Here is a 26,578-nt window from a genome sequence, read left to right on the forward strand (position 1 = left end):
GAGAGACAGCATGAAAGTCATCATTTGCGGCGCAGGGCAGGTGGGTTACGGCATCGCCGAACAACTGTCGCGCGAGGATAATGAGGTATCGGTCATCGATACCTCCGCGACCCTCATTACCGCCATTACAGAGACGCTGGATGTGCGCGGTTATGTCGGCCATGGCGCCCATCCCGACATGCTGGCGAAGGCGGGTGCGGACCAGGCCGACATGATCATCGCCGTGACCCTGCATGACGAGATCAATATCGTCGCCTGCGAGGTCGCGCATGCGCTGTTCAGCGTTCCGACCAAGATCGCCCGCATCCGCGACCAAAGCTATCTGAAGCCGGAATATGCCGATCTGTTCAGCCGCGAAAACATGTCGATCGACGTGACGATTTCGCCTGAAGTCGAAGTCGGCAAGATGGTACTCAGGCGCATCGCCTTTCCGGGTGCCACCGATGTCGTGCGTTTCGCCGACGACACGGTCTTCATGCTGGCAATCGAGTGCATGGAGGACTGCCCGGTCATCAACACGCCGCTGCAGCAGCTTTCCAACCTCTTTCCGGACCTTATCGCAACCGTGGTGGGTGTCTACCGGAACGGCATCCTCAAGGTCGCGCACTCCTCCGAGCAGCTGCGCGTCGGCGACCTCGCTTATGTCATCTGTCAACGCCAGCACGCACGCCGCACCCTTGGCCTCTTCGGCCATGAGGAGCAGGAGGCGCAGCGCATCGTGATTGCGGGCGCCGGCAATATTGGCCACTTCGTCGCGCAGAAGATCGAGGAATTGCAGCCTAAGACGCGGGTAAAGATCATCGAGGCGGATCGCGACAGGGCTATTGCCGCATCGGAACAGCTCAGCAACACCATTGTCATGCATGGTTCGGCGCTGGACCAGAAGATTTTGCTGCAGGCCGATATTCAGGATGCGGATCTGATCGTGACGCTCACCAACAGCGATCAAACCAATATACTGGCGGCGGTGATGGCCAAGCAGCTTGGCTGCAAATCCAACCTTGCATTGTTGAACAGCTCGTCCTTTCACGAGGTTGCGGATTCACTCGGTCTCGACGCCTATATCAATCCCAGGGCCGTTACCATTTCGCGCGTTCTCCAGCATGTGCGCAAGGGCCGTATCCGGTCGGTTTATGCCGTTCAGCGCGGCTCGGCGGAGGTAATCGAGGCAGAGGCGCTGGAGACTTCGCCTCTGGTCGGCCAGTCCTTCCGTGACATCGATATGCCTGATGGTGTGCGCATCGGCGCGATCTATCGCGACGGTGTGGTGATCCGCCCGGACGGCAGCACGAAGATCAAGGCGAAGGACCGCGTCGTGCTGTTTGCATCTGCCGACGCGGTACGCGACGTGGAACAGCTTTTCCGGGTTTCGATACAATATTTCTGACTGTTTCGAATCGAAAAAGCAGGTCAATACTCGTACTCATTCGGCTGTTTTCGCCGTTGCGGAACAGGACACGATTTGATACCAGAGTTGCAGGTCGGCCAAGCGGGGGACTAGACTCGGCCGGCTTATTATTGATTGATTATTTTCCGGTATCCCTGCCGGCAAAAAAGAAAGAAGCGGCGCCATGGCGGAACGTTCTCAAAACCTTCAGGATCTTTTCCTCAATACCGTTCGTAAGCAAAAGATTTCGCTCACGATTTTCCTGATCAACGGCGTCAAGCTGACGGGCGTTGTCACTTCCTTCGATAATTTTTGCGTGCTTCTGCGCCGTGACGGTCACTCGCAGCTTGTTTACAAGCATGCGATCTCCACCATCATGCCCGGCCAGCCGATGCAGATGTTCGAGAGCGAAGAAGGCGCAGCCTGATCAGGCTCCCTCAACGGTATCTTCGATATAAGCTGACCTGAACCGGGAACATTTCCGGTTCAATCAGGTTAATCCAGATAGTCGTCCGCACGGATGCGGTCGGCTGCAATGTCATTTCTTGATAAGGCTGAACCCATTACGACGCGCGACACCTCGAACGAATCGATCATTCCCGAACAGGAAAAGCACCGCGACGACATGCGTGCGGTGGTCATCGTGCCTGTCCTCAAGCAGCAGCGCGAAAGCCGTGATGCTGTGGCGGGTCCGGTTTCTCCTGTACGGTCTGTTGAGGCCAAGCTAGAGGAAGCAAAGGGGCTGGCGCTCGCCATTGATCTTGAGGTGACGCAAGGTCTTGTCGTGCCGGTCAACCAGCCGCGTCCGGCAACTTTGTTTGGAACCGGCAAGATCGAGGAAATCGGCCATCTTCTGGATGAAACCAATTCCGGTCTGGTGATCGTCGATCATCCTTTGACCCCGGTGCAGCAGCGCAATCTTGAAAAGCAGTGGAATGCCAAGGTCATCGACAGGACGGGCCTGATCCTCGAAATCTTCGGCCGCCGTGCCTCCACCAAGGAAGGCACGTTGCAGGTCGATCTTGCGCATCTGAACTATCAGAAGGGCCGCCTCGTCAGAAGCTGGACCCACCTTGAACGCCAGCGCGGTGGCGCGGGCTTCATGGGCGGTCCGGGTGAAACGCAGATCGAGGCCGACCGTCGGCTGCTGCAGGATCGCATCGTCAAGCTCGAGCGCGAGCTGGAGCAGGTCGTGCGCACCCGCCAGCTTCACCGCGCCAAGCGCCGCAAGGTGCCGCACCCGATCGTGGCGCTGGTCGGTTATACCAATGCCGGCAAGTCCACCCTGTTCAATCGCATTACGGGTGCTGGCGTTCTGGCGGAAGACATGCTGTTCGCAACGCTCGATCCGACCTTGCGCCGTATGAAGCTGCCGCATGGCCGCACGGTTATCCTGTCCGATACCGTCGGTTTCATCTCCGATCTGCCGACGCATCTCGTCGCCGCTTTCCGCGCAACGCTGGAAGAGGTGCTGGAAGCCGATCTTATTTTGCACGTGCGCGACATGTCCGATCCGGATAATGCCGCCCAGTCGGCCGATGTGCTGCGCATTCTTGGCGATCTCGGTATTGACGAGAAGGAAGCCGAAAAGCGCATCATCGAGGTCTGGAACAAGGTCGATCGTCTCGAACCCGAAGCGCATGACGCCATCATTGAACGTGCCGAGGGCCGCTCCGATATACGTGCCGTTTCGGCGGTCACGGGCGAGGGCGTAGATGCCCTGATGGACGAGATTTCCGGCCGTCTGTCAGGTGTCCTGACGGAAACGACTGTCGTCCTCTCCGTCGAGCAATTGCCGCTGATCTCATGGGTCTACAGCAACTCCATCGTGGATAGCCGCGAAGACAATGAGGACGGTTCGGTTTCCCTTGATGTGCGCCTGTCGGAAGCGCAGGCCACCGAGCTGGAACGGAAGCTTGGAAAGGCAACCATCCGCGAGCGGGAAGACTGGGAGCAGTAAACGCTCCGAGAACGATTGCGGTATATTCCCTTATACTCAACGTCATCCTTGGGCTTGTCCCAAGGATCTAGACACAGAGATACAATCAGGATGTCGCAGATGCTCGGGAGAGGCCCGAGCATGACGCAGGAGAGGTTTTAGGTTTTCGTCACCACTGTCGAAAGCACCGGGCGCTCTGAATTTTTCGGCATATCCGGATGATCAGGACGAAACCATATTCAGCGAGCGTTCTATGCGTTTTGCCGCCTGCCACAGGTCTTCCATTCTCTCAAGGCTCGCTTCCTGAAGCGTTTCGCCATTTTCGGTGAGCGACGTCTCGATGTGATTGAAACGCCTGCGGAATTTCGTATTGGTGCCGCGCAGCGCGTCTTCCGGATCGGCTTTTACATGGCGGCCGATATTGACCAGCGCGAAGATGAGATCGCCAAGTTCATCAGAGACCTTCTCCGGCTTTCCCTCCGCCAGCGCTTCACGCAGTTCGGCGATTTCCTCCTCGATCTTGTCGAGAATGGGGGCTGGATCCGACCAATCGAAACCGACGCGCGCAGCCTGTTCCTGCAACTTGAGAGCCTCGGTCAGAGCCGGCTGGCTACGCTGCACACCGCCTAAAAAGCCGGCCTTGAAATCCTCGGTGATACCGCGGCGGGCGCGGCGTTCCGCACGCTCCCGCTTTTCCTCGGCCTTGATCTGGTCCCATTGCAGCTTGACGCTGTCAGGCGTATTGGCAGCGGAAACGGCAAAGACGTGCGGATGGCGGCGGATCATTTTTGACGTCACGGCCTCAACCACGTCGCCAAAGGCGAATTCGCCCCGTTCCTCGGCGATGCGGGCATGGAAAACCACCTGCAGCAACAGGTCGCCAAGTTCTTCGCAAAGATCGTCCATATCCTTGCGCTCGATGGCGTCGGCAACCTCATAAGCCTCTTCGATGGTGTAAGGCTTGATCGTCTCGAAGGTCTGGACGACATCCCAGGGGCAGCCGGTTTCCGGCTGGCGCAGGGCTTCCATGATCTCGATCAGGCGGGAAATATCCTTCGAGGCTTCCATAGTCTTTCAAACCTTCGTTCTTTATTTTCATACATATCCAGGCGGAAAACCGTCTAGAAATGCTCTAGTTCAGCGGAATATCGTTGCCGCTCTTCGATGACTGATAGCTGGTGGAAAGCTCGTCATAGGCAGCCTTGATGCGGGCCGTCTGCGCCTTCAGCTCGGTCTTCAGCGGATCGTCTTCGCTCTCCACCAGATCCGCAATGAAGAAAGAGTTCCAGAAGGCGTTGCTGCGGCGATACCCGCCCGGCTCCAGCCCGAAAACTTCCTTGAGGATTTTCAGGTCGTGCGGAATGGCGAAAGCGTCGCGCGAATCCTCGTGGCTGAAAAAGGAGTAGAAATTATCGAAGCCGGCCCAGGTGATGGCTGACATGCACATGGTGCAGGGTTCATGGGTGGAAAGGAAAATCAATTCCTTGGTGTTCGGTTTCTCACCCAGCTCGTAAAACCGCTTCAGCGCGTGCACTTCTCCATGCCAGAGCGGGTTTTCCAGCTCGTTATTCGTCTCCGCGATCACCAGCGACAGGTCGGATTTACGCAGGATCGCCGCACCGAAAACCTTGTTGCCGAGGCTGACGCCGCGCGTCGTCAGGGGCAGGATATCGTGTTCGATAACATCGAGAAGACGGGTGGCGATGGTCGAGCTGGTCAAGGGTCTGATCCTTCGTACCGCCTCAGGGGGAAGCGGTTTTGCATGGAGATATCGACGAAAATAGTCCCTTCTTGTTCGGCGCGAGGGCCTGGTTTGTCAAGGGATTCTCATGGGATTTCGAGGCGTTCGACAGGGTTGATAAAGGTGCGCCGGTTAGTTTTCCTCAAAAACAGGGGTGTTCGAGAAATAAAAATCCAGGTGTCGGAAAGGCTTGAATTTCTGTTTCTTCAATCTTGCGCCGCAATGCGGGATAAATGCCCGATGCACAACGAACATGATTTTTCCGCTTCTGGCGATCGCCTTTCGACCTTCCCTGCGTTCTTCCGGGTTGAGGGACGGCAGGTCGCTGTTTTCGGCAATGGTGACGAGGCCTTTGCGAAGGTAAGGCTGCTTGCCAATACCAATGCACATATCATTGCTTATGCCGACGAGCCGGAAGCGGATTTTGCGCGCTATATCAGCGAAAACGGCATCGATCATCGGGCCTTGAGTTTCGCAAGCCCGCTGATTGAAGGCGCGACGCTGGTTTTTGCCGCCACTGGAGACGAGGCACTGGACCGTGAGATCGTTTTGGCTGCGCGCGCCAAGAAAATCCCCGCCAATGCGGTGGATCAGCCGGAGTTTTGCGATTTCTTCACGCCGGCACTCGTCACCCGCGCACCCGTCGCCATAGCCATTGGCACCGAAGGCGCCGGCCCGGTTCTTGCCCAGATGATCCGCGCGCGTATCGATCAGATGCTGTCTCCGTCGCTGGGCAAGCTTGCGCGTCTCGCCGTGCAATATCGTGACGCCGCCGAGCAGAATGTTCCCAAGGGCGCGTTGCGGCGCAATTTCTGGCGCCGGTTCTTTTCCGGTGCTGTCGCAGATGCCGTCGCTCTCGGCGATACATCATCCGCCCGCCATGCCGCTGACCGTTTGCTGCAATCGCCCGAGCGCAGCGAAGGCCGCGTCTGGCTTGTGGGCGCTGGTCCCGGTGCTGAAGATTTGTTGACGCTGCGCGCGCAGCGCGTGCTGATGGAAGCGGATGTGATCGTCTACGATGCGCTAGTGCCGCAGGCAATCGTTGACATGGGGCGCCGCGACGCCGAGCGGCTTTCCGTCGGCAAACGCAAGGGCTGCCACAGCAAGTCGCAGGATGAGATCAACCGCCTGCTGGTGCGTCTTGGTAAAGACGGCAAGCGCGTCGTGCGCCTCAAATCCGGTGATCCGCTGGTCTATGGCCGGGCGGGAGAGGAAATGGCTGCGCTGCGCGATGCCGGTATCGGTTACGAGATCGTTCCGGGCATTACCTCCGCCTTCGCCGCTGCTGCGGATTTCGAATTGCCCTTGACGCTGCGCGGTGTCGCTTCGTCGCTGATTTTCACCACCGGCCACGATCTGACTGGCGATGTCCTGCCGGACTGGGCGCGGCTTGCCGTCTCCGGCGCTACCATTGCTGTCTATATGGGCCGCAGCGTTGCCGCGTCGGTCGCGACGAGGCTGATAGAGGCGGGTCTCGGCGTGGAAACGACCGTAGCCGTCATCGAAAATGCCAGCCGCGCGGATCGCCGCCTGCTGCATGGCACTTTGAAAGATCTGCCCGACCTCGAACATCGCGACGAACTGACCGGTCCGGTCATGGTCATCATCGGCGATGCGGTGGCGGGCGCCAATTTTGACAGGTCCGAGGCGCTCGCGCTTGTTGCGCGGCCAGCGAACCTTAAAAGGGAGTATGCAAATGGCTGACAAGGTTTTGACCGCCAACCGCCTGGGCGATGGGATCGCTGTATGGCTCGATGCCAATGGCGAATGGACGGAGAACCTGCAGGACGCAATCGTCGCCCGCCACGCGGAGGCCGTCGCTTCGTTCGAGGAAATCGGCAAGCGGGATTTTTCCGCCAACAAGGTCGTTGACGTGAATGTCATCGACGTGGTGGAGGAGAATGGCAAGCTTTGGCCGACGCGGCTTCGTGAGCGCATTCGCGCCGCTGGCCCGACCATGCACTATGCCAACGGCTTCAAGCCGGCCGATGCAGCATTCATCGCAGTCTGAGGAAGAATATGTACCGTTACGACGAGTTCGATCACGCATTTGTTGAAGGCCGCGTGGCACAGTTTCGCGATCAGGTCGAGCGCCGGTTGTCCGGCGAGCTTGCCGAGGACGCGTTCAAGCCGCTGCGCCTTATGAACGGTGTCTATCTCCAGCTCCATGCCTATATGCTGCGCGTCGCCATTCCCTACGGCACGCTGAATTCGCAGCAGATGCGGATGCTGGCCCATATCGCCCGCAAATATGACCGGGGTTACGGCCACTTCACCACCCGCCAGAACATTCAGTACAACTGGCCGCGCCTGTCCGACACGCCCGATATACTCTCCGAACTGGCAAGCGTGGAAATGCATGCGCTGCAGACCTCGGGTAACTGCATTCGCAACGTGACCGCCGACCATTTTGCGGGCGCTGCCGCAGACGAGGTCGCCGATCCGCGTCCTTATGCGGAAATCCTGCGTCAATGGTCTTCCGTGCATCCGGAGTTCTCGTTCCTGCCGCGCAAGTTCAAGATCGCTGTAACGGGCGCCGAGCGCGACCGCGCCGCGATTCAGGTTCACGATATCGGCCTGCATCTGAAAAAGAACGACAAGGGCGAGATCGGTTTCGCAGTCTATGTCGGCGGCGGGCAGGGCCGTACGCCGATGATCGCCAAGAAGATCCGCGACTTCCTTCCGGAAGAAGACCTGCTGTCCTATACCACGGCCGTCATGCGCGTTTACAACCTGCACGGCCGCCGCGACAACAAATACAAGGCGCGTATCAAGATCCTCGTGCATGAAACCGGCGCAGAAGAACTGGCCCGCCAGGTCGAGGTTGAATTCGCGGAGCTGAAAAACACGGAATTGAAGCTGCCGGATGCCGATATTGCGGCCATCACCGCCTATTTCGCACCGCCAGCATTGAAGGACCGTCCTGAAGGCTGGGAGAGCCTGGCGCGCTGGAAGCGGGCGGATGAGGGTTTTGCCCGTTTTGTCGAGCAGAACGTCCAGCCGCATAAGCATCCGGACTACGGCATGGTGACGATTTCCCTGAAGCCGATTGGCGGCATTCCCGGCGATGCGACCGACGAGCAGATGGAACTCGTCGCCGATATCGCCGCCGAATACGCGTTTGACGAAATCCGCATCAGCCACGAGCAGAACATCATCCTGCCGCATGTGGCACTGGCCGATCTCGAGCCGGTCTATCGCGCACTTGTAGGAGCCGGACTGGCGACTGCCAATGCCGGGTTGATCACCGATATCATTGCCTGTCCCGGGCTGGACTATTGCGCGCTTGCCAATGCGCGCTCCATTCCGGTGGCGCAGGAAATCTCCACCCGTTTTGGCGCGCCGGAACGTCAGGCGGAAATCGGCGAGCTTAAGATCAAGATTTCCGGCTGCATCAATGCCTGCGGCCACCACCATGTCGGCCATATCGGCCTTCTGGGTGTTGAGAAGAAGGGTGCGGAACTCTACCAGATCACGCTTGGCGGATCGGGTGATGAAAACACCTCGATTGGTGAGATCATTGGCCGCGGTTTCGAGCCGGAAAAAGTGACCGACGCGGTGGAAACCATCGTCGACACCTATCTGGGCTTGCGTCTTTCGAAGGAAGAAACCTTCCTCGAAGCATATCGCCGCGTCGGACCGCAGCCGTTCAAGGATGCGCTCTACGGTTCCGCCGCTGAAGCCGCCTGAGGAGATTGCCATGACGAAAATCTGGAACCGCGACGGCTTCGTGGAAAACGATCCCTGGGTGATCGAAACGGAAGAAGTGAAGGCAACTGCCGAGCAGAAACCGGTGCTGTCGCTTGCTGATTTCCTTGTCCGTGCGGCTGAAAGCAATGATATCGGCCTCGGCGTTCTGATTGCACCTGCCGACGATGTCACTCGGCTCGAGCCCTATCTCGACCGCATCAACCTTGTCGCCGTCAGCTTCCCGGCCTTCAATGACGGGCGTGGTTTCAGCCATGCCTCGTTGCTGCGCAGCCGTCTTGACTTTACGGGTGAGGTGAGGGCGGTTGGCGATGTTTTGATCGACCAGGTGCCGCTGATGCTTCGCACCGGCTTTACCAGCTTTGCGGTCACGAACGAGACGGCGATCCGCCGCCTGTCCGAAAATCGCCTGCCGGAAATCCCGGTCTATTACCAGCCGACGGCCCTTTCGGCCAACGGTGGCGAGACCTATAGCTGGCGCCGCCGTGCGGCCCAATGACGCGTTGCGCGGAAATATGAGTTTTAGATGCATATTTTCTGCGCGCATGGCAGTATTGATATTCTCATGCCTTCAAACCGCGGCAAAAATGGTATAATTGCCCGGTCGAAGAATGTCGCTTATCGAATGAATGGACGGAACCTGAAATGAACGCGCCAGCCAAGACGGAAGATTTCGCGATCAAGATACCTGATGGTGTTTACGCCGAGACAGTTTTGTCGGTGGAGCACTATACGGATCACCTGTTCCGTTTCCGCATGACGCGTCCGGCCGGCTTCCGTTTCCGTTCCGGCGAATTCGCCATGATCGGCCTGATGGTCGGCGAAAAGCCGATCTACCGCGCCTATTCCATCGCCAGCCCTGCCTGGGACGAGGAACTTGAATTCTTCTCGATCAAGGTTCCGGATGGCCCGTTGACCTCGCATCTTCAGGCGATCAAGCCCGGCGATACCGTGCTTATGCGCAAGAAGCCGACAGGCACTCTGGTTCTGGATGCGCTGACACCAGGCAGACGGCTCTATATGTTCTCGACCGGCACCGGCATCGCACCCTTCGCAAGCCTGATCCGCGATCCCGAGACCTATGAAAAGTTTGAAGAGGTCATCCTCACCCATACCTGCCGCGATGTGGCCGAACTGAAATACGGTTTCGATCTGGTCGAGGAAATCAGGAACCATGAATTCCTGAACGAGATCGTCGGCGACAAGCTCAAGCACTATGCGACTGTCACGCGCGAGGATTATCCCTTCAAGGGCCGCATCACCTCGCTGATTGAGAACGGCAAGCTGTTTGCGGATCTGGGTGTTCCCGCACTCGATCCCGCTATCGATCGCGGCATGATCTGCGGTTCTTCGGCCATGCTGAAGGACACGAAGGAGCTTCTTGAAAAGGCCGGCCTTAACGAAGGTGCGAACAACAAGCCTGCCGAGTTCGTCATCGAGCGTGCTTTCGTCGGATAACCGACACTTGCGCAAGTTGGATGAAGGAGGCCGTTAGGCCTCCTTTTTATTTGTACGGTTTACTGAGGCAGTGCTTCGTCGGCCTGCTTCGGGGCGATCTCGTTTCGGTAGATGAAGAAGAGAGCGATGGCGATGGCCGATATGCCGCCGCCGACCAAGTGCGAAAGGGCGTAACCGCCTTTGGTGACCAGCCAGCCGGCAACGACGTTGCTGAGGGACGCACCAATGCCCTGCACCATCATGACGCTTGCAAGGCCGACATTGAACCGGCCGGTTCCCTTGAGAATGCGTTCGGCGGCCACAGGCGTCACGATGCCCAGAAGGCCGGCACCGATACCGTCAAGCAGCTGTACCGGAAAGATTACCCAGAAATCCGTGAAGGCGGATGCCAGCAGACCGCGGATCGGAAGGGCGGCAAGCGCGATCAGGAACACCGTCGCAAGACCGAAGCGACGGATCAGCCACGGCGCCAGGGCCGCAACGAAGATCATGGCAAATTGCGCGACGCCAGTAATGATCGCTGTCGTGCGAAATGGTGTCTGCAGTTCGATGGCAAAATTCTGCGCGATAAGCCGCCCCATCGGCGCGTTGCCGAAGTGGAAGATGAGAAGAATGATCGCGAGGAATATCAGACCGCGTTCGTGAAGCAGCACGTTGATGCCTGAGGGCCCCGGTTCGCCCTTGTCTTCGCCAAGGCCTCGCGCCACCTTGTGGTCGATCCTGTCGGGGTCGATGGCGGCGGCGGCAACAAGTGCGCCGGCAGCCGTCAGAAGCATCAGTCCGATGACGCCATGCAGGCCGAAGAAGGAAACAGCAACGTAAGTGGCGAAGAGCGATGCGAAATTGCCGCCATGGTTCCAGAATTCGTTTCGCGATATCTGACGGGAGAACAGGCGTTCACCGACCAGACCAAGCGTCAGTCCGGCCAGAGCCGGTCCCACGACGGCGCCGACAACCGCAGTCATGATCTGGCCGGTCCAGACGATCCACGCATCGGGAAAAATCAGCGTAATCAGCGCTCCGACGGTCACGAGAACGACGGGGATGGCAATCAACGTTCTTTTCCACGTCGTGCCGTCCACCAACGCGCCGCAGAGCGGTGTGGCAAGCAGACCGACGAGGCCGCCGACCGTGGCGATCATCCCCAGCGAAAGCGAAGACCAGCCCTGTGTCGCCAAAAATGCATCCAGAAAAGGCCCTAGCCCGTCGCGGGCATCGGCCAGAAAGAAATTAAGCGCCGCAAGGGCAAAAAGCGTGCGGTCTGACATACCACCGCTGCGAGGCAGACCGCCGGAGGGGAGGCTGCCGCGCGGTGCCAAAACGCCGATCGTCGTCATGAAATATGCTCCGAAAAATACGCGGTAGGTGATCAGAAATTGATCGACGCTGGCGAGAAACATCTATGCCTGCATTTGGTTGCATCGGCACGAGAGAAACATGAGCCTCTCGAATTTTTTGACAGTTGCTAAATAAACCGGAGGAACGTTTGACGGTGCAAGCGAGTTAATCTTCGTGAAAAATTGGATACGCGCCATGAAAACGACGGCTATCACGAGTTTATTTTTTGCAGGGCTGCTCGGTGTGCAGCCGGCATTAGCGGACGAACGCGAATTCCTCTCGTCGCTGAAGGGCACATGGGCGGGGAAGGGAACCGTGATCACCCGCATTGGCACGCCGCCGATCAACGTCAATTGTACGCTGAATTCCAAAACGGGGACCTCGTCGCTCAATATGTCCGGCACATGCCGGGGGCTTCTGGTGGTCAGGCGCGCAATTGCGGCCGACCTGTCGGAGAAAGGTGGACGTTACAGCGGCGCTTACACCGGACCCTCCGGCCGACCGTCTGCCCTTTCCGGTACGCGGCAGGGAAATGCAATCAATCTGACGGTTCGCTGGAACCGCGACATCAACGGTGACCGCGTCGCAGCCATGACAATCGAAAAAGTCGGGCAAAACGGCCTGCGGCTTCGCACCACCGACAAGGACGGCAGGACCGGCAAGACGGTGGTGACGAGCGATATCCGGCTCGTGCGCTGACCAAGCCGCGACGTGAGGCAATGACCGGTAATGCGGCTTAAGCCTCTAGCTGAATTCGATCAGCAAAGGGCAATGATCCGAGACTTCTGGCTGTCTCACCACATCAAAGTGATCGACCTGCACAACCGGGTTGACAAGCATGTAATCTGCAAAACGGTTTTGTTTGGCATAGTGCGAGGTGCGCGTGTCTGTGAAACCATGTGTTGTGACGAGTTCGATGAGATCCAGTTCCTTCAATACCGTGAAGGTGTCGCTCTCAGGCAGAACGTTAAAATCGCCGCAGACGATGATCCGGTCACCATCCTCCGCGATGTCTTTGACGAGTTTCACGAGGCGTTTTGCCTGCATCAGACGGGCGGGAATATCGTGTTTACCGTTGGGGTCACGCAGCCCATGCATATGGGCGATGACGGCTGGCTGGCCGGTCGTGAAGTCGAAAACCCTGACAGCATGGCCCGTGCGCGAACGCGGGTGATCTCCGTATCCATTCGCAGAAAAGCAGCCGTGCACAAAACCTTGAGCCTGCGCAACAATCGCGATGGATTTACGCACGAAAGTCGCCAGCCCCCATTGTGAGGGATATCGTGTCTCCCCGTGCCAGAGGTCACCCTGTGCCGCCGGGCAAAAGATTGCAAGATGATCGGGTAGGGCTTCTTCGACATCGCGAAGGAAGTTCGCCCTTTGCGGCAGATCCCTACCGCCATCGCGATAGCTCAGCCAGTCCTCTTCGGCTGCCGGTGTGTGCACCACTTCCTGCAAACATAGAATGTCGGGATCGGACGCGGAGATATAGGGAACAAGCTCGTCATGGAGCTTTCCGCCCCAACCATTCAGGCAAATCAAACGCATTCAAACTCCATCACCGCTTAAATTGCAGCATCCGGTTTAGCATGGAACGGGTTACGATCAATCGCATGTGACGTGGTCGCCCGGTCTTGGGGCTTGTGTCCGGAACGAAAAAGGCCCGGATCGCTCCGGGCCTTCATAAGTTCGTTCGTACCGATGCCTTTATTCGGCGGCCTCGGCATAAGCCTCCATCGGCGGGCAGGTGCAGATGAGGTTGCGGTCGCCATAGACATTGTCAATGCGGTTGACCGGCGACCAGTATTTGTCGATGCGGAAGGCGCCGGGCGGGAAGCAACCCTGTTCGCGGCTGTAGGGACGATCCCACTCGCCGACGAGATCTTCTACCGTGTGCGGCGCGTTCTTCAGCGGATTGTTGGTCTTGTCTGCACGGCCTTCCTCGATGTCGCGGGCTTCCTCGCGGATCGCCAGCATGGCATCGCAGAAACGGTCTATTTCCGCCTTGGTCTCGGATTCCGTTGGCTCGATCATCAGCGTGCCGGCAACCGGCCAGCTCATGGTCGGCGCATGGAAACCGCAGTCGACGAGACGCTTTGCAACGTCGTCCACCGTCACGCCGCAGCTGTCTGCCAGCGGGCGGGTGTCGATGATGCACTCATGCGCCACACGTCCCGTTTCGGACTTGTAGAGCACGTCGTAAGCACCCTTCAGCCGTTCGGCGATGTAGTTGGCGTTGAGGATCGCAACCTTGGTCGCCTGCGTCAGCCCTTCGCCGCCCATCATCAGGCAGTAGCTCCAGGAAATCGGCAGGATCGACGGCGAGCCGAAGGGGGCAGCCGAAACCGCACCTTCACGACCGTCCGTCGTCGGATGGCCGGGAAGATAGGGAGCAAGATGCGCCTTGACGCCGATCGGCCCCATGCCCGGACCGCCGCCGCCATGCGGGATGCAGAAGGTCTTGTGCAGGTTGAGGTGGCTGACGTCGGAACCGATATCGCCGGGACGGGCAAGACCGACCATGGCGTTCATGTTGGCGCCGTCGAGATAGACCTGACCACCGTGTTTATGGGTGATCTCGCAAATCTCGCGAACCGTCTCCTCAAACACGCCATGGGTGGACGGATAGGTGATCATGCAGCACGAGAGGTTTTCCGCATACTGCTCTGCTTTTGCTCGGAAATCGTCGATATCAATATCGCCATTTTCCCGCACTTTCACGGGCACCACTTTCATGCCGACCATCTGCGCGGAGGCTGGATTGGTGCCATGCGCCGAGGTTGGAATGAGGCAAACGTCGCGATGTGCGCCGCCATTGGCGATGTGGTAGTTGCGGATGGTCAGGAGCCCCGCATATTCCCCTTGCGCGCCGGAATTCGGCTGCATGGAGAAGGCGTCGTAACCGGTGACCGAGCACAGCTTTTCCGAGAGGTCATCGATCATCTCCTTGTAGCCGAGCGCCTGATTGGCTGGCACGAAGGGATGGATGTCGGAAAATTCCGGCCACGTGATGGGCAGCATTTCCGCAGTTGCGTTCAGTTTCATGGTGCAGGAACCGAGCGGGATCATCGAGCGGTCGAGCGCGAGATCACGGTCCGAAAGACGGCGGATGTAACGGGTCATCTCGCTTTCGGCACGGTTCATGTGGAAGATCGGATGCGTCATGTACTGGCTGGTGCGCAGCAGTTCCTTCGGCAGGCGATATTCCAACTCGAAATCCGAGATCGAGAAATTGCCGCCGAAAGCGCGCCAAACCGCCTCAAGCGTCGCGGGACGCGTGCGCTCGTCAAGGCTCATGCCGATCTTGGTCGCGCCGACCTTGCGCAGGTTCACACCTTCCGCAACGGCCGAGCGCAGGATGACGCCCTGCATATGGCCGACTTCGACGGTGATGGTGTCGAAGAAGGTTTCCGGCTCGATGACGTAGCCTAGTTTCTCCAGGCCCTTGGCCATCAAAACGGCTTTCTGGTGGGTCTGCTGGGCAATCGCCTTGATGCCCTGCGGGCCATGGAAGACGCCATACATCGACGCCATGACTGCAAGCAGCACCTGCGCGGTGCAGATGTTGGAGGTAGCCTTCTCGCGGCGGATATGCTGCTCGCGGGTCTGCAGCGACAGACGATAGGCGCGATTGCCGCGCGCATCGACTGAGACGCCAACCAGACGGCCAGGCATGGAGCGCTTATGTGCATCCTTGACGGACATGTAAGCCGCATGCGGACCACCATAGCCGACCGGAACGCCGAAACGCTGCGAGGTGCCGATGGCGATATCCGCACCCATTTCACCGGGGGACTTCAACAGCGTCAGCGCCAGAAGATCGGCGGCAACGGCAGCGATGGCACCCGTCTGGTGCAGGCGGGAAATCAGGCCCGAGAAATCGCTGACATGACCGTGGGTGCCCGGATACTGGAAGATCGCGCCGAACACGTCGACAGGATCGAGATCGGTAAAGGGATTGCCAACGATAACCTTCCAGCCGAGTGGCGCCGCACGTGTCTCGATCAGCGCGATGGTCTGCGGATGGCAATTGGCATCGACGAAGAAGGCGGTTGCCTTGGACTTCGCGACGCGCTGGCACATCGCCATGGCTTCGGCAGCGGCAGTCGCTTCATCGAGCAGCGATGCGTTGGCGACATCGAGGCCGGTCAGATCGCAGACCATCGTCTGGTAGTTCAGCAGCGCCTCAAGACGGCCCTGGCTGATTTCTGGCTGGTAAGGCGTATAGGCTGTGTACCAAGCCGGGTTTTCCAGAATGTTGCGCTGGATCACCGGCGGCGTGATTGTGCCGTAATAGCCCTGGCCGATCAGCGAGGTCAGCACCTGGTTCTTGTTGGCCGTTTCGCGCAGGCGGTCGAGCGCCTCGCGTTCGGTCAGCGCTGCACCCCAGGTCAGCGGCACCTTCTGGCGGATTGACGAGGGAACGGTGGCGTCGATCAGGGCATCGAGGCTCTTGTAGCCGATGACCTTCAGCATCTCCGCCATTTCCGACGGCGACGGCCCGATGTGACGCCGGTTGGCGAAATCATAGGGCTGATAGTCGGTGAAATGGAATTCCGTGGGCGTCGTCATTACGCGATCAGCTCCTTGTAGGCTGCCTCGTCGAGCAGCGTATCGGCATCCGCGGCGTTGGAGAGCTTCAGCTTGAAGAACCAGCCGGCACCCTGCGGATCGGAATTGACCAGCGAGGGATCGTCGACGATGGCCTGGTTGATTTCCACCACTTCGCCATCCAGCGGACAATAGACATCGGAAGCCGCCTTGACGGATTCAACGGTCGCCGCGTCGCCATTCTTGGAGAAGGTGGCGCCCACTTCCGGCAATTCGACGAAGACGAGGTCGCCAAGCTGTTCAGCGGCGTGGCTGGTAATGCCAACGGTGGCGATATCGCCTTCGAACTTCAGCCATTCGTGTTCTGCGGTAAATTTCAGCATCGTATTCTCTCCGGAGATGGGATGAAGATTATCGTTTGTAGGTGGGCTTGATGAAGGGCAGGGCAGCGACGGTGACGGGCAGATATTTGCCGCGCACTTCCGCAAAGATCGCCGTGCCGGAAGCAGTATAGGCCGCAGGGACGTAACCCATGGCAACGGGACCTTCGACCGACGGACCGAAGCCGCCGGAAGTCACTTCGCCGATTTCCGTCTTGCCTTCTGCATCCGCGAAAAGCTTGGAATGACCGCGCACCGGTGCCTTGCCCTCTGGCTTCAGGCCGAGGCGACGACGCGATGTGCCGTCCTTGAGTTCACCGAGAATACGCTCTGCCCCAGGGAAACCGCCTTCGCGATCACCGCCGGCGCGGCGCGCCTTCTGGATCGCCCATTCAAGCGAGGCTTCGATCGGGGAGGTCGTTGTATCGATATCGTTGCCGTAGAGACAAAGGCCAGCTTCAAGACGCAGGCTGTCGCGCGCTCCAAGCCCGATCGGCTCGCAATCAGGGTGCTCAAGCAGGGCCTTGGCGATCTCTTCCGCCTTTTCGGCAGGCACGGAGATTTCAAAACCATCCTCGCCGGAATAACCGGAACGGGAAACGATGCAGGGAACGTCGTGCAGCGGAACTTCCAGCACGTCCATGAACTTCATTTCGGAAACACCGGCCCAAAGCTCGGCCAGAACCGCTTCCGCGCGTGGTCCCTGAAGTGCGATCAGCGCCCGATCATCGAGAAGGGTAATGTCGCAAGTGTCAGAAAGATGCGCCTTCATATGGGCGACATCGGCGTCCTTGCACGCCGCGTTGACGACGACGAAAAGGTGATCGCCGCGATTGGTGATCATCAGATCATCGAGGATACAGCCGTTTTCATCGGTGAAGAAACCGTAACGCTGGCGGCCCTCCTTTAGGCCGAGAATGTCAACCGGCACCAGTTTTTCAAGCGCGATTGCAGCGTCGGCATTGTTGCCCGACTTCGCCTTTACGATAACTTGGCCCATGTGGGACACGTCGAACAGGCCAGCAGAGGTACGGGTCTGAAGATGTTCCTTCAGCACGCCCGCCGGATATTGCACCGGCATGTCGTAACCGGCGAAAGGCACCATGCGGGCGCCAAGGGAAACATGCAGGGAATGGAGCGGCGTGATTTTAAGCTCGGCGGTATCGTCCAAGGACGCCTCCAGGGTTGCGCGAAAGATCGCGCGGGCTCAGGTCATGACGCGAAAAACGCGCCGGGTTCAAGAGCCCCCTCTGTCCTTGTCGCCTGAGATTGTTATCCCTTCGGCGAGCCGTCCTTATCAAAGGTGGCTTCTCTCCAGAGTTCCGTCGTCACCGGTGGTCCTTTTGCCTGAGAGTTTCCGGGGCGGTTGCTCCTTCGGCACCGCAATGAAGCGGTTTCTCCCAACGATGATGCGAGGCTCATTATCTTCGAAGCCCGGTCATTGGCAAGGACGAAATGACGCATCTGAACAGATTTTTGCTCCATCTGCGCCATCGCTGGCTAGATACACGGCGAGTTCCATGCACGAAGCGTGCCTTCAGTCTGATTTTTTCTCCGGCAGACCCTTGCGCTTTGTCGACGCCAGTTCATCAAGTTCATTTTCTGTCATGGACTTCTCCATGCTTTTTGAAGCACCTTGTAAACTGGATTTCTTGACTTCACCGCGTTTGGCGGCCAGCGCCGCACCTGCGGCTTTCTGCTGGGCTTTCGATTTGGCTGGCATGTCGGTACTCCTTCCGAAACGATCCGTATTGGAAAGGAAATGCCGCCCTGTATCGATTGTTCCTTTGAGCGGTTGGGCCTGCGGCAAATTTCCCCTTTGAAATCGGAAGGAAAGAGGGGTATCGCCAGAAGATGGACGCAAATCGAAAACGACCGCTGACAAGAGTGGAGAAAATGCTTCGCATTTTCTGCGCGCTTTTGATGTTGTCGCTTGGTTTTGCCCACAAGCCCGCGCTCGCCGCGGCACCTGCCGTTCTTCTGGATGAGAGTTACCGGCTGCCGGACGGCACCTTTGCCGAAATCTGCCTAGGCCACAGCGGCGGGGCAAATGCCTCGCACCCCAATGACGGCCCCGCCCATTCAAGCGATGCGATCCTGTTTTGCGAGGCCTGCCTGCTGGCCTCGTCCATTCTCTTGCCGGTGCCCGATGCGGCCGGCTGGCTGAGGACGGAATTCGCCTGGCTCGACAATCGCCTGACCGCGGAATGGGGCTTTCACTCGGTCCAGACGATCCGCAAACCGTCCGCACGCGGCCCGCCAACCCTGTCCGCCTGATCTCTTCGTTTAACAGGATCATCGCCGCCGGGTGGCGGCACGGAGCAGCTGCCCGGGCCAATGGCGCCGCAGTCGCAAGGACAAACAAATGAAAACCACCAAGATCATCACCTGCACCCTGTTCGTCGCCTCCGTCTCGACGGCGCAGGCCTTCGCCCATACGACCTTCGTTGACGGTTCGGCCGAACAGGAAAGCACAATCGTTGCCGCACTTCAGGTGCCGCATGGCTGCGATGGCGGACTTGCCACCACCGAATTGCAGATCAAGCTGCCGGAAGGCTTCATCACTGCCAAGCCGCAGCCCAAGGCCGGTTGGAACCTTGAGGTCATCAAGGGCGACTATCAGAAAGCCTACAAGAACCACGGGAAGGACATCAAAAGCGGTGCGGTCGAAATCCGCTGGAAGGGCGGCAATCTGCCGGATGAATTCTATGACACTTTTGCCGTTCAGGGAAAAATCTCCGGCATAGAGGCCGGGCAGGACCTTCCCTTCAAGGTAACGCAGCTTTGCGGCGACAAAGGCAAGGTTTCCTGGGACGAGGTGGCGGCCGCAGGCGTCGATCCGCATTCGTTGAAAAGCCCGGCGCCGACCATTCGCGTTACCGCAAAAGCCTATGCCGGCGGGCATGACCATTCCGCTATGGCCATGGATATGGACGTGGTGAAGGCTGGCAGTCTCGAGCTTTCGGCTGGCGCGACAAAGGCCATGCTGCCCGGTCAGCCCGTGGGCGGCGGTTATGTGACGATCAAGAATACCGGTTCCAGCGACGACAAGCTGATCGGCGTCGAATCCTCCGCCGCCGGCCGTGCGGAAATTCACGAAATGGCCATGGTCAACGACGTCATGAAGATGCGCAAGCTGGATGACGGCATCGTCATTCCCGCCGGCGAGACAGTGGAGCTGAAGCCCGGCGGCCTGCACATGATGTTCTTCAACGTGAAGAAGCCGTTCGCCGAAGGCGACAAGGTGCCGGTGACGCTGATCTTTGAAAAGGCTGGCAAGGTCGAGATTGTGCTTTCCGCAGGCTCGGCCAAGGGTGGTGACGACAAGAACGCTCACCAGCACAACTGACGCAAAAAAGAGGCTGCCGGAACGCAATACTCATCCGGCAGCCTCAGCTTGTTCGACCAATATTATTTTGTAACAGTCAGCTTGGCCTGCATACCCGCTTCGTAGTGACCTTTTATGTTGCATAAGAGGAGATATGTGCCGGGCGTAAGCTTTGCCTTGAGCTGACCATCGCCGCCGGGCTTCAGGTCGGCCACTTCGCCAAGACTTTTAAGCTGTTTTTCATCGACACGGTGTTTCGCGGTATTGAGCGGTATTTTTTCGTCTGCAGACTTCAGCTTGACGAGCACCATTTCGTGCTGCTCGCTCATGGCATCGTTATGCACATGAAACACGGCTTCACCGGCTTTGACCGTCGTCTGGTCCATAACGAGTGTCATTGGTCCGCCACCTTCACCGCCTTCGGTGACCTTGATGGTCGTGGCCGCGAAAGCCGGCGCCGAAACAAGGAGCGCGATCGTGGTGGCTGTGACGTGACGGGCAATAGAAATCATGATCTTCCTCCAGTTGGTACCGAAGGACTAAAATTTGAATCTGACAACAACCTGAACGGGCGAAATTCGCACCAAAAAACTCATAAATCGATTTAATAAATATGGATATAGAATTGATATTATAAGTTTTTATTGGATTGATTTTCTTCGTAGGCCTGCACGGCCTGATCGAGTGTTGTCTGGGGGGCGTGCCGATGGCTGGCGCTTGTCAGGAAATAGAGGGTCAAGGCCGGCGGCTTGATGGCGGTGAGCAAGGCTCTCAACTGGAAATCGTCTCCCTGTTCGGCCTTGCGCGCCAATTCGTGAATGGCTTCCTCAACCTCGCTTCTGCGCGATACACGCTGCGACGGCTTCACGGCCTCCAGTGCGTAGGCCGCAGTGTTTGCAGAAACGGAAAGAACCTGTGTCATCCAACCTCCGGCCATCCTTCGCCGACCCGTAAAACCGCAGATTAGCAGCTGCGTCTTGTTGGAAGCCTAAATCGCGGACGTGCAATTTAATCGAGTTTTAATCGAAAAAAGGTCGGGACGAGGGGGTTTCACCACCCGTGGCTATGTTCTAGAAAACGTCTTCAACAGACCCGTCGGGTATTTCTCCGGAGACATTCCCCAAATGCTGAATATCGCTCTTGTCGCAGCAGGCGGCGCAATCGGTTCGGTTTTCCGCTATCTCGTGGGTCTGTTGAGTGTGCGCCTTGTCGGCATGACTTTCCCTTGGGGAACGCTGGCGGTGAATGTGGTCGGATCCTTTCTCATCGGTTTCCTGGTTGAGCTTGTTGCAAGGCGGCTGAACGCGTCCATGGAGATGCGCCTGTTTCTGGTCACCGGCGTTCTCGGTGGCTTCACCACCTTTTCGTCCTTCTCGCTGGATGCGGTAGCGCTTTTCGAACGCGGCGCGCTCGGCCTTTCAGCGGTTTACATCACGGCAAGCCTGGTGGTTTCCATCGCGGCGGTTTTCGCCGGGCTGGCCTTGGGCCGCAGTTTGTTCTAAAGGCTTGCTCCAAACGGTGCGCCGGATAACAGGGCGCGCGATCAAGACAGAGAGACTGGAAATTTCATGGCAGGTATCGAGCATATCAAGGTCGAGGCCGACGAGGCCGGTATGCGCCTCGATCGCTGGTTCAAGATTCACTATCCGGGTCTGGGGTTCGGGCAGCTGCAAAAGCTTCTGCGCTCCGGACAGGTGCGTGTGGACGGCGGCCGGGTGAAGACGGACGCACGTGTGCAGCCGGGGCAGATGGTGCGTGTGCCGCCTGTTGATTCCGACCTCAAGGTCAAAAGCGGACCAATCGGATCCAGGGACCTCAAACATTCGGCAGACGGCGAACTTCTGGCGCGCATGCTGCTGCATGAGGACGACAAGGTTCTGGTGTTCAATAAGCCGGCCGGCATTGCCGTGCAGGGCGGCTCGGGCGTCAACCGTCACATCGACGGGCTTCTGGAAGCATGGACCAGCCCGAAGGGCGAAAAGCCGCGTCTGGTGCACCGTCTGGACCGTGACACGTCGGGCGTGCTGGTGGTGGCCCGCACCCGAGGTGCTGCACAGAAGCTGACGGCCGCTTTCCGCGAGCGCGATACCAAGAAGACCTATTGGGCGCTGGTTCGCGGCGTACCGCGCAAGCATCAGGACAAGATTTCCACCTGGCTGGTCAAGGAGCAGACCCCCGACGGCGACCGCATGCGCATTGCCAAGCACGGCGAGGAGGGGGCAGATCACGCCATTTCCTATTACCGTGTTATCGATACCGCCGCGCAGAACCTCGCCTGGCTGGAAATGGAGCCCTATACCGGCCGTACCCACCAGCTGCGCGTTCACGCACTGCATATGGGGCACCCGATCATCGGCGATCCGAAATATTACATCGATGATCCGAACTGGGATTTTCCGGGCGGTGTACAAAAGCGTCTGCACCTGCATGCACGCCATATCGACATTCCGCACCCGAATGGCGGCCGGCTTCGCGTCAGCGCGCCTTTGCCACCGCATATGGTACAGACTTGGAACCTGCTCGGCCTCGACGTGGCCGATGGCGACAGGGAAGGCTGATATCAGATGAAACTCGTTCTTTTCGATTGTGACGGCACGCTGGTCGACAGCGCCGGCCTTATCCATGCCGTCATGGTCGATACCTTTGCCGATTTCGGAAAGCCACGGCCTGATATTGCGCAGACCAAGGCAATTATCGGCCTGACGCTCGACATCGCCATCGCCCGCATGCTCGGTAAGGCGCATGTGGATGACGAGGCGCGCGCGATGACTGAGCGCTATCGGGAAATATATCACCCGATCCGCGCCCGACCTGGCATGATCGAGCCGCTGTTCGACGGTATCGCGCCCTTGATCGACACGCTCGCCAGGCGGGATGAGGTGCTGATCGGCGCGGTCACCGGCAAGGGCCGTCGCGGGTTGACCCATATTCTCGAAACGCATGGTTTTGCCGAGCATTTCATCGTGTCGCGTACGGCGGATGATTGCCCTTCCAAGCCGCATCCGGCCATGGTGATGGAATGTTGCCATGAAACCGGCATGGTTCCGGCCGACACTGTCGTCATCGGCGATGCTATCTATGACATGCAGATGGCAAAGGCCGCCGGCGCAAAGGCCATCGGCGTTGGCTGGGGCTACGCCTCGGTCGATGATCTCTGGAAGGCAGGCGCAGACGCCGTCGTCAGCCATCCGAGCGAAATTCCGGCCCATGTTCCCGCCGATATTCTTGAATGATCCTTTCTATTCGACTGATGAGGACGTGCCATGCGTGATCTCCTGAACGACCTTTCGGAAGGCCTCAGCCACCCCGATCCGATCCTTCGCGCCCAAATCCAGATGCAGCGGCCCCTGCCGAAACGTTTCTATAAGGACGTTACCGTTGCTGACGTGGAAGACGGCGGCTTCACCATCCATCTCGATGGCAAACCTTTGCGCACGCCCGCCAAGAAGCCGCTTGTCTTGCCATCGAAGGCGCTTGCGGATCTGCTTCGCGATGAATGGGATGCGCAGAAAGAAGTGGTGAACCCGGTCGTCATGCCGGTCTCGCGACATGTGAACACCGCCATCGACGGTATCGCCAGCGACACCCAGGCGGTTTTCGAGGACATACTGCGCTTTTCCTCTTCCGATCTCCTGTGCTACCGCGCAGGTCAACCGGAAGCGCTTGTGGCGCGGCAGGCGGACCATTGGGATCCGGTCATCGACTGGGCGGCCAATGTTCTCGGCGCACGCTTCATTCTCGTCGAAGGCGTCATGCATCGCGATCAGCCTCGGGAAGCCGTTGCAGCCTTTGCCGTGACGCTCAAAAAATACGATACGCCGATCGCGCTTGCCGCCCTGCACACCATGACGTCGCTGACCGGCTCCGCCATTCTGGCGCTGGCACTGGCGGAAGGGCAGCTGACGCTGGAGGAAACCTGGGCGCTGGCCCATCTTGACGAGGACTGGACCGCCGAACATTGGGGCGAGGACGAGGAGGCGCTGGAGCGCCGCGCCACCAGGCTCATCGACATGCGTGCAGCACTCAACGTTCTGGAGGCGTTGAAGAGCGCGCCTTAACGCTTTTCTAACCCTGATGACCGAATATGCGGTTACCTCACGTTAGGGGAGCCGCAGATCATGAACACTCGATTGAAACGCCTTGGCATTGTTGTGCTGGCGTGTTTCACGCTCATGTCTTTCAGGCTGGAACCGGAGGCGACCAATGCCGACCGGCTGCTTTATGATGTGCGCGGCGCCTTTGTAGCGGCACGGCCGGATGTAGCGCCGGCATTGATGCAATCCATTCATGCGCAACTACAGAATGCCATCAAAACGACGGCACGCGGCGAAATCAGACCGCGCGTTGTGCTGACCATTCGCCTCGCATCCGTCACCCGCGGCCCCTTCCTGTTTGGAGAACGGGCATCGGCCCGTGTCATCGTTCGTGCGGCCGCCGTGGCGACGGGCGAGGTGATCGCCGAGGCCAAATTCACCGCCACCGTCGTCAGCTTCGACAATCAGTCGATCGAGCAGGATCTCGCTTACGGCGTCGCGGAGCGCGTGATCCGCGAGTTCCGGCTGAGCCGACCCGGACCGACAACGCTCGCGACGGCGTTGTTTCCGTGAACAAGTATGGTTTCCAGATAGAGTTTAAACTGGTTTCACAAGAAGGCCGGTGGCCATGGACTGGAAAGCCTCGACAGCCTTCGGCAGCACCTTCACGGGATCGTCACTGGCGGCGATCCATAGCGCAGCATTAAGTGCAGCGCCGCTTAGAAGCCGGGCAGCAGCTTCCGCATCGACTGACTTGATGACCCCCTGTTCGATGAGGCTCTGAACCGTTTGCTTGGTCGCCTGCAGACAACTGCTCTGGCTAGGCCACTGCGACGGATCACCCAACACCGCAGGCCCGTCGAGCAGAACGATACGTTGTACTTCCGGATCAAGCGCCATTTCGATATAGGCGGCGCCCTCGGCGAGCAAACCTTGCCAATCGTCCTCGGCCAGTGCCCCGATCTCTTGAGCGCGAGACGCCATTTCAGAATCGATCTGATCGACCACCGCCGCCAGCAGCCCACGCTTATCTCCGAAATTGTGATAAAGCGCCCCACGCGTCAGACCAACCTGAGCAGTCAACTCGTCCATTGATGCGGAAGAGTATCCCTTTTCGGCGAAAATCTTTCGTGCAGCCGCGATCAGTTTTACGCGATTTTCCTCCATCGTTTCCGCGCGTCGTTTCGCCATACTCTCCTCAATTTTACATACGTGACGTATACGGGTTGACATACGGAACGTATGCCACCAAATTCAAATACGCACCGTATATCAAATAAGGCGTTGTGTGAAGCGCTCGAAGCGTAACGTTCCGCCCAGAGAGTGCACTTGATTACAAAGAAGAGAGATTTAAAAATGGCGAAGCGCGAAGCAATCTTTCCCGCAAACAGACATGCTCTTTACGAGGAGCACGGCTATTCGGCGGCTATCCGATCCGGGGACCTTTTGTTCGTTTCCGGGCAGGTGGGCAGCCGTTCCGATGGAACGCCAGAACCCGATTTTGAACGTCAGGTACAATTGGCTTTCGAAAATCTCAAAGCCACGCTGCATGCAGCGGGTTGTACATTTGATGATATTGTCGACGTGACGACATTCCATACGGACCCCGAAAAACAGTTCGGAACCATCATGGCCGTCAAGGAGCAGATTTTCAGCACGAAGCCTTACCCGAACTGGACTGCAATAGGCGTGAACTGGCTCGCGGGCTTCGATTTCGAGATCAAGGTCATCGCCCGCATTCCTTTGGATGCATAAATCTCCGAAAGCCATGGCGAAGACGGCGTACTGAAAACGCCGTCACGTCGCTGTTCAAGATGTCGGACGAATCCAAACCGCGCAGGTTAAGCTTCCCCTTTCGCAGCCTTAGCCAAGTCGCTCGGCATGCCATTTCAGATGGTCATCCATGAAGCTGGAGATGAAATAATAGGAGTGGTCGTAACGCTCGTGCATGCGCAGCGTCAGGCCGATATCGGTTCCTTTGATCGCCTCTTCGAACAGCCAGGGACGCAGGCCTTTATCGAGGAAACTGTCGGCCTTGCCCTGGTCGATCAGGAATTCCGGAAAACGGGCGCCGTCTTCGACCAGCGAGCAGGCGTCGTATTGCCGCCATGCGGCACGATCCGTTCCGAGATATTTTTCCAGCGCCGGTTCGGACCAGTCGGCAGAGGAGGGGGCGACGATTGGGGCGAAGGCGGAGCAGCTCTTGAAGCGGTCTGGGTTCTTAAGCGCAATCGTCATGGCGCCATGGCCGCCCATCGAATGGCCGAAAATGCCCTGACGGCTCAAATCCGCGCGGAAATGCTGGCCAATGAAGGCTGGCAGCTCTTCCGTCACGTAGCTGTACATATGGTAGTGCTCCGACCAAGGCTCCTGCGTGGCGTCGAGATAAAAGCCCGCGCCCTTGCCCATCTGCCAGTTGGTCACTTCATCAGGCACATCGTTGCCACGCGGGCTGGTATCCGGGCAAACGATGATTAGCCCGAGTTCGGACGCCATGCGGCGATATTCGCCTTTTTCCATGACATTGGCGTGGGTGCAAGTGAGGCCGGAAAGATACCACAGAACCGGGCACGGCTCGCTGATCGCCTTCGGCGGCACATAGACTGCAAATGTCATCTCGCATTTCAGGGTTTCGGATGGGTGCGAAAATACGCCCTGCATGCCGCCAAAGGCCGTATTTTGCGAGATGATATTCATGAAGCGATTCCTTTATG

General features: G+C 58.4%; 29 protein-coding genes and 1 riboswitch. Of the genes, 17 read left to right on the plus strand and 12 right to left on the minus strand.

What is annotated here, in order from left to right:
* Window positions 1-10: 10 nt before the first annotated feature.
* The 3 genes from trkA (at window position 11) to hflX (ending at window position 3,347) form a co-directional block, all read left to right on the plus strand.
* Window positions 11-1,387, plus strand: coding sequence for a Trk system potassium transporter TrkA (gene trkA, locus ACZ5A6_RS05480; protein ID WP_003512920.1), 1,377 nt, complete (start codon window positions 11-13; stop codon window positions 1,385-1,387).
* 184 nt (window positions 1,388-1,571) lie between these two features.
* On the plus strand, window positions 1,572-1,814 hold the full coding sequence (gene hfq / locus ACZ5A6_RS05485; protein WP_003496145.1) for an RNA chaperone Hfq: 243 nt from the start codon (window positions 1,572-1,574) through the stop codon (window positions 1,812-1,814).
* A 108-nt stretch (window positions 1,815-1,922) separates the two neighbouring features.
* On the plus strand, window positions 1,923-3,347 hold the full coding sequence (gene hflX / locus ACZ5A6_RS05490; protein ID WP_019565550.1) for a GTPase HflX: 1,425 nt from the start codon (window positions 1,923-1,925) through the stop codon (window positions 3,345-3,347).
* 201 nt (window positions 3,348-3,548) lie between these two features.
* Here the strand turns inward: hflX and mazG are convergent, their stop codons facing one another.
* Both mazG and ACZ5A6_RS05500 read right to left on the minus strand, forming a co-directional pair.
* Entirely contained in the window at window positions 3,549-4,394 is an 846-nt protein-coding gene (mazG, locus tag ACZ5A6_RS05495; protein ID WP_038490907.1) for a nucleoside triphosphate pyrophosphohydrolase, read from the minus strand.
* A gap of 64 nt (window positions 4,395-4,458) precedes the next feature.
* On the minus strand, window positions 4,459-5,046 hold the full coding sequence (locus ACZ5A6_RS05500; RefSeq protein WP_019565552.1) for a deaminase: 588 nt from the start codon (window positions 5,044-5,046) through the stop codon (window positions 4,459-4,461).
* Between the two features lie 261 nt (window positions 5,047-5,307).
* Here ACZ5A6_RS05500 and cysG point away from each other — a divergent pair, with 261 nt between their 5' ends.
* The 5 genes from cysG to ACZ5A6_RS05525 all read left to right on the plus strand — a co-directional run bounded on the left by cysG (window position 5,308) and on the right by ACZ5A6_RS05525 (window position 10,233).
* Entirely contained in the window at window positions 5,308-6,771 is a 1,464-nt protein-coding gene (cysG, locus tag ACZ5A6_RS05505) for a siroheme synthase CysG (protein ID WP_174061421.1), read from the plus strand.
* Entirely contained in the window at window positions 6,764-7,078 is a 315-nt protein-coding gene (locus tag ACZ5A6_RS05510; RefSeq protein WP_003512933.1) for a DUF2849 domain-containing protein, read from the plus strand. Before cysG ends, ACZ5A6_RS05510 begins: the two co-directional genes overlap by 8 nt.
* A gap of 8 nt (window positions 7,079-7,086) precedes the next feature.
* Window positions 7,087-8,757, plus strand: a complete 1,671-nt coding sequence (locus tag ACZ5A6_RS05515; protein ID WP_003512935.1) for a nitrite/sulfite reductase — start codon at window positions 7,087-7,089, stop codon at window positions 8,755-8,757.
* Between the two features lie 10 nt (window positions 8,758-8,767).
* On the plus strand, window positions 8,768-9,274 hold the full coding sequence (locus tag ACZ5A6_RS05520) for a DUF934 domain-containing protein (protein ID WP_174061420.1): 507 nt from the start codon (window positions 8,768-8,770) through the stop codon (window positions 9,272-9,274).
* A gap of 146 nt (window positions 9,275-9,420) precedes the next feature.
* Window positions 9,421-10,233: a ferredoxin--NADP reductase gene (locus ACZ5A6_RS05525; RefSeq protein WP_003512938.1), complete on the plus strand. Its 813-nt coding sequence runs from the start codon at window positions 9,421-9,423 to the stop codon at window positions 10,231-10,233.
* A 59-nt stretch (window positions 10,234-10,292) separates the two neighbouring features.
* Here ACZ5A6_RS05525 and ACZ5A6_RS05530 read toward each other — a convergent pair whose 3' ends face one another.
* Window positions 10,293-11,633: an MFS transporter gene (locus tag ACZ5A6_RS05530; RefSeq protein ID WP_174061419.1), complete on the minus strand. Its 1,341-nt coding sequence runs from the start codon at window positions 11,631-11,633 to the stop codon at window positions 10,293-10,295.
* 133 nt (window positions 11,634-11,766) lie between these two features.
* Between ACZ5A6_RS05530 and ACZ5A6_RS05535 the strand changes: the two genes are divergently transcribed.
* On the plus strand, window positions 11,767-12,270 hold the full coding sequence (locus ACZ5A6_RS05535) for a hypothetical protein (RefSeq protein ID WP_003512942.1): 504 nt from the start codon (window positions 11,767-11,769) through the stop codon (window positions 12,268-12,270).
* A gap of 45 nt (window positions 12,271-12,315) precedes the next feature.
* On the opposite strand, the gene ACZ5A6_RS05540 is transcribed toward ACZ5A6_RS05535, so the two are convergent.
* From ACZ5A6_RS05540 to ACZ5A6_RS05560, 5 genes are all read right to left on the minus strand, one after another.
* Window positions 12,316-13,119, minus strand: a complete 804-nt coding sequence (locus tag ACZ5A6_RS05540) for an endonuclease/exonuclease/phosphatase family protein (protein ID WP_333704198.1) — start codon at window positions 13,117-13,119, stop codon at window positions 12,316-12,318.
* 159 nt (window positions 13,120-13,278) lie between these two features.
* Complete coding sequence (gcvP, locus tag ACZ5A6_RS05545; RefSeq protein WP_003512945.1) at window positions 13,279-16,143, minus strand: aminomethyl-transferring glycine dehydrogenase; 2,865 nt, start codon at window positions 16,141-16,143, stop codon at window positions 13,279-13,281.
* Complete coding sequence (gene gcvH, locus ACZ5A6_RS05550) at window positions 16,143-16,505, minus strand: glycine cleavage system protein GcvH (RefSeq protein WP_003512948.1); 363 nt, start codon at window positions 16,503-16,505, stop codon at window positions 16,143-16,145. Before gcvH ends, gcvP begins: the two co-directional genes overlap by 1 nt.
* A 28-nt stretch (window positions 16,506-16,533) precedes the next feature.
* Window positions 16,534-17,673: a glycine cleavage system aminomethyltransferase GcvT gene (gene gcvT, locus ACZ5A6_RS05555; protein ID WP_174061416.1), complete on the minus strand. Its 1,140-nt coding sequence runs from the start codon at window positions 17,671-17,673 to the stop codon at window positions 16,534-16,536.
* A gap of 154 nt (window positions 17,674-17,827) precedes the next feature.
* A riboswitch (glycine riboswitch) is annotated at window positions 17,828-17,915 on the minus strand.
* Between the two features lie 124 nt (window positions 17,916-18,039).
* Window positions 18,040-18,225 (minus strand): DUF3008 family protein, encoded by a 186-nt coding sequence (locus ACZ5A6_RS05560; RefSeq protein WP_174061415.1) that lies wholly within the window; start codon window positions 18,223-18,225, stop codon window positions 18,040-18,042.
* 173 nt (window positions 18,226-18,398) lie between these two features.
* Here ACZ5A6_RS05560 and ACZ5A6_RS05565 point away from each other — a divergent pair, with 173 nt between their 5' ends.
* Window positions 18,399-18,779 (plus strand): hypothetical protein, encoded by a 381-nt coding sequence (locus ACZ5A6_RS05565; RefSeq protein ID WP_236776148.1) that lies wholly within the window; start codon window positions 18,399-18,401, stop codon window positions 18,777-18,779.
* Between the two features lie 88 nt (window positions 18,780-18,867).
* Window positions 18,868-19,851 carry a copper chaperone PCu(A)C domain-containing protein gene (locus tag ACZ5A6_RS05570; protein WP_333704199.1) on the plus strand — a complete coding sequence of 328 codons (984 nt, stop codon included), beginning with the start codon at window positions 18,868-18,870 and terminating at the stop codon, window positions 19,849-19,851.
* A gap of 62 nt (window positions 19,852-19,913) precedes the next feature.
* Here the strand turns inward: ACZ5A6_RS05570 and ACZ5A6_RS05575 are convergent, their stop codons facing one another.
* Both ACZ5A6_RS05575 and ACZ5A6_RS05580 read right to left on the minus strand, forming a co-directional pair.
* Window positions 19,914-20,342: a plastocyanin/azurin family copper-binding protein gene (locus tag ACZ5A6_RS05575; RefSeq protein WP_003512955.1), complete on the minus strand. Its 429-nt coding sequence runs from the start codon at window positions 20,340-20,342 to the stop codon at window positions 19,914-19,916.
* A gap of 119 nt (window positions 20,343-20,461) precedes the next feature.
* Window positions 20,462-20,752 (minus strand): hypothetical protein, encoded by a 291-nt coding sequence (locus ACZ5A6_RS05580; protein ID WP_019565563.1) that lies wholly within the window; start codon window positions 20,750-20,752, stop codon window positions 20,462-20,464.
* Window positions 20,753-20,954: 202 nt separating this feature from the next.
* Here ACZ5A6_RS05580 and crcB point away from each other — a divergent pair, with 202 nt between their 5' ends.
* From crcB to ACZ5A6_RS05605, 5 genes are all read left to right on the plus strand, one after another.
* Window positions 20,955-21,332, plus strand: coding sequence for a fluoride efflux transporter CrcB (gene crcB, locus ACZ5A6_RS05585; protein ID WP_013636055.1), 378 nt, complete (start codon window positions 20,955-20,957; stop codon window positions 21,330-21,332).
* Between the two features lie 66 nt (window positions 21,333-21,398).
* Window positions 21,399-22,388: an RluA family pseudouridine synthase gene (locus tag ACZ5A6_RS05590; RefSeq protein ID WP_003512960.1), complete on the plus strand. Its 990-nt coding sequence runs from the start codon at window positions 21,399-21,401 to the stop codon at window positions 22,386-22,388.
* A gap of 6 nt (window positions 22,389-22,394) precedes the next feature.
* Window positions 22,395-23,063 (plus strand): HAD family hydrolase, encoded by a 669-nt coding sequence (locus ACZ5A6_RS05595; protein WP_065688280.1) that lies wholly within the window; start codon window positions 22,395-22,397, stop codon window positions 23,061-23,063.
* Window positions 23,064-23,093: 30 nt separating this feature from the next.
* Window positions 23,094-23,888 carry an ATP12 family chaperone protein gene (locus ACZ5A6_RS05600; RefSeq protein WP_003512964.1) on the plus strand — a complete coding sequence of 265 codons (795 nt, stop codon included), beginning with the start codon at window positions 23,094-23,096 and terminating at the stop codon, window positions 23,886-23,888.
* Between the two features lie 60 nt (window positions 23,889-23,948).
* The gene (locus ACZ5A6_RS05605) at window positions 23,949-24,437 is read left to right on the plus strand and encodes a hypothetical protein (RefSeq protein ID WP_013636057.1); all 489 of its coding nucleotides are present in this window, start codon (window positions 23,949-23,951) and stop codon (window positions 24,435-24,437) included.
* A 24-nt stretch (window positions 24,438-24,461) separates the two neighbouring features.
* Here ACZ5A6_RS05605 and ACZ5A6_RS05610 read toward each other — a convergent pair whose 3' ends face one another.
* Window positions 24,462-25,055, minus strand: a complete 594-nt coding sequence (locus ACZ5A6_RS05610; protein ID WP_112152860.1) for a TetR/AcrR family transcriptional regulator — start codon at window positions 25,053-25,055, stop codon at window positions 24,462-24,464.
* Between the two features lie 165 nt (window positions 25,056-25,220).
* Between ACZ5A6_RS05610 and ACZ5A6_RS05615 the strand changes: the two genes are divergently transcribed.
* The gene (locus tag ACZ5A6_RS05615) at window positions 25,221-25,619 is read left to right on the plus strand and encodes a RidA family protein (RefSeq protein WP_065688282.1); all 399 of its coding nucleotides are present in this window, start codon (window positions 25,221-25,223) and stop codon (window positions 25,617-25,619) included.
* 108 nt (window positions 25,620-25,727) lie between these two features.
* Here the strand turns inward: ACZ5A6_RS05615 and fghA are convergent, their stop codons facing one another.
* Window positions 25,728-26,561 (minus strand): S-formylglutathione hydrolase, encoded by an 834-nt coding sequence (fghA, locus tag ACZ5A6_RS05620; protein ID WP_065688283.1) that lies wholly within the window; start codon window positions 26,559-26,561, stop codon window positions 25,728-25,730.
* Window positions 26,562-26,578: the final 17 nt, after the last annotated feature.

It is taken from the genome of Agrobacterium sp. 6Ca8, assembly GCF_055382765.1.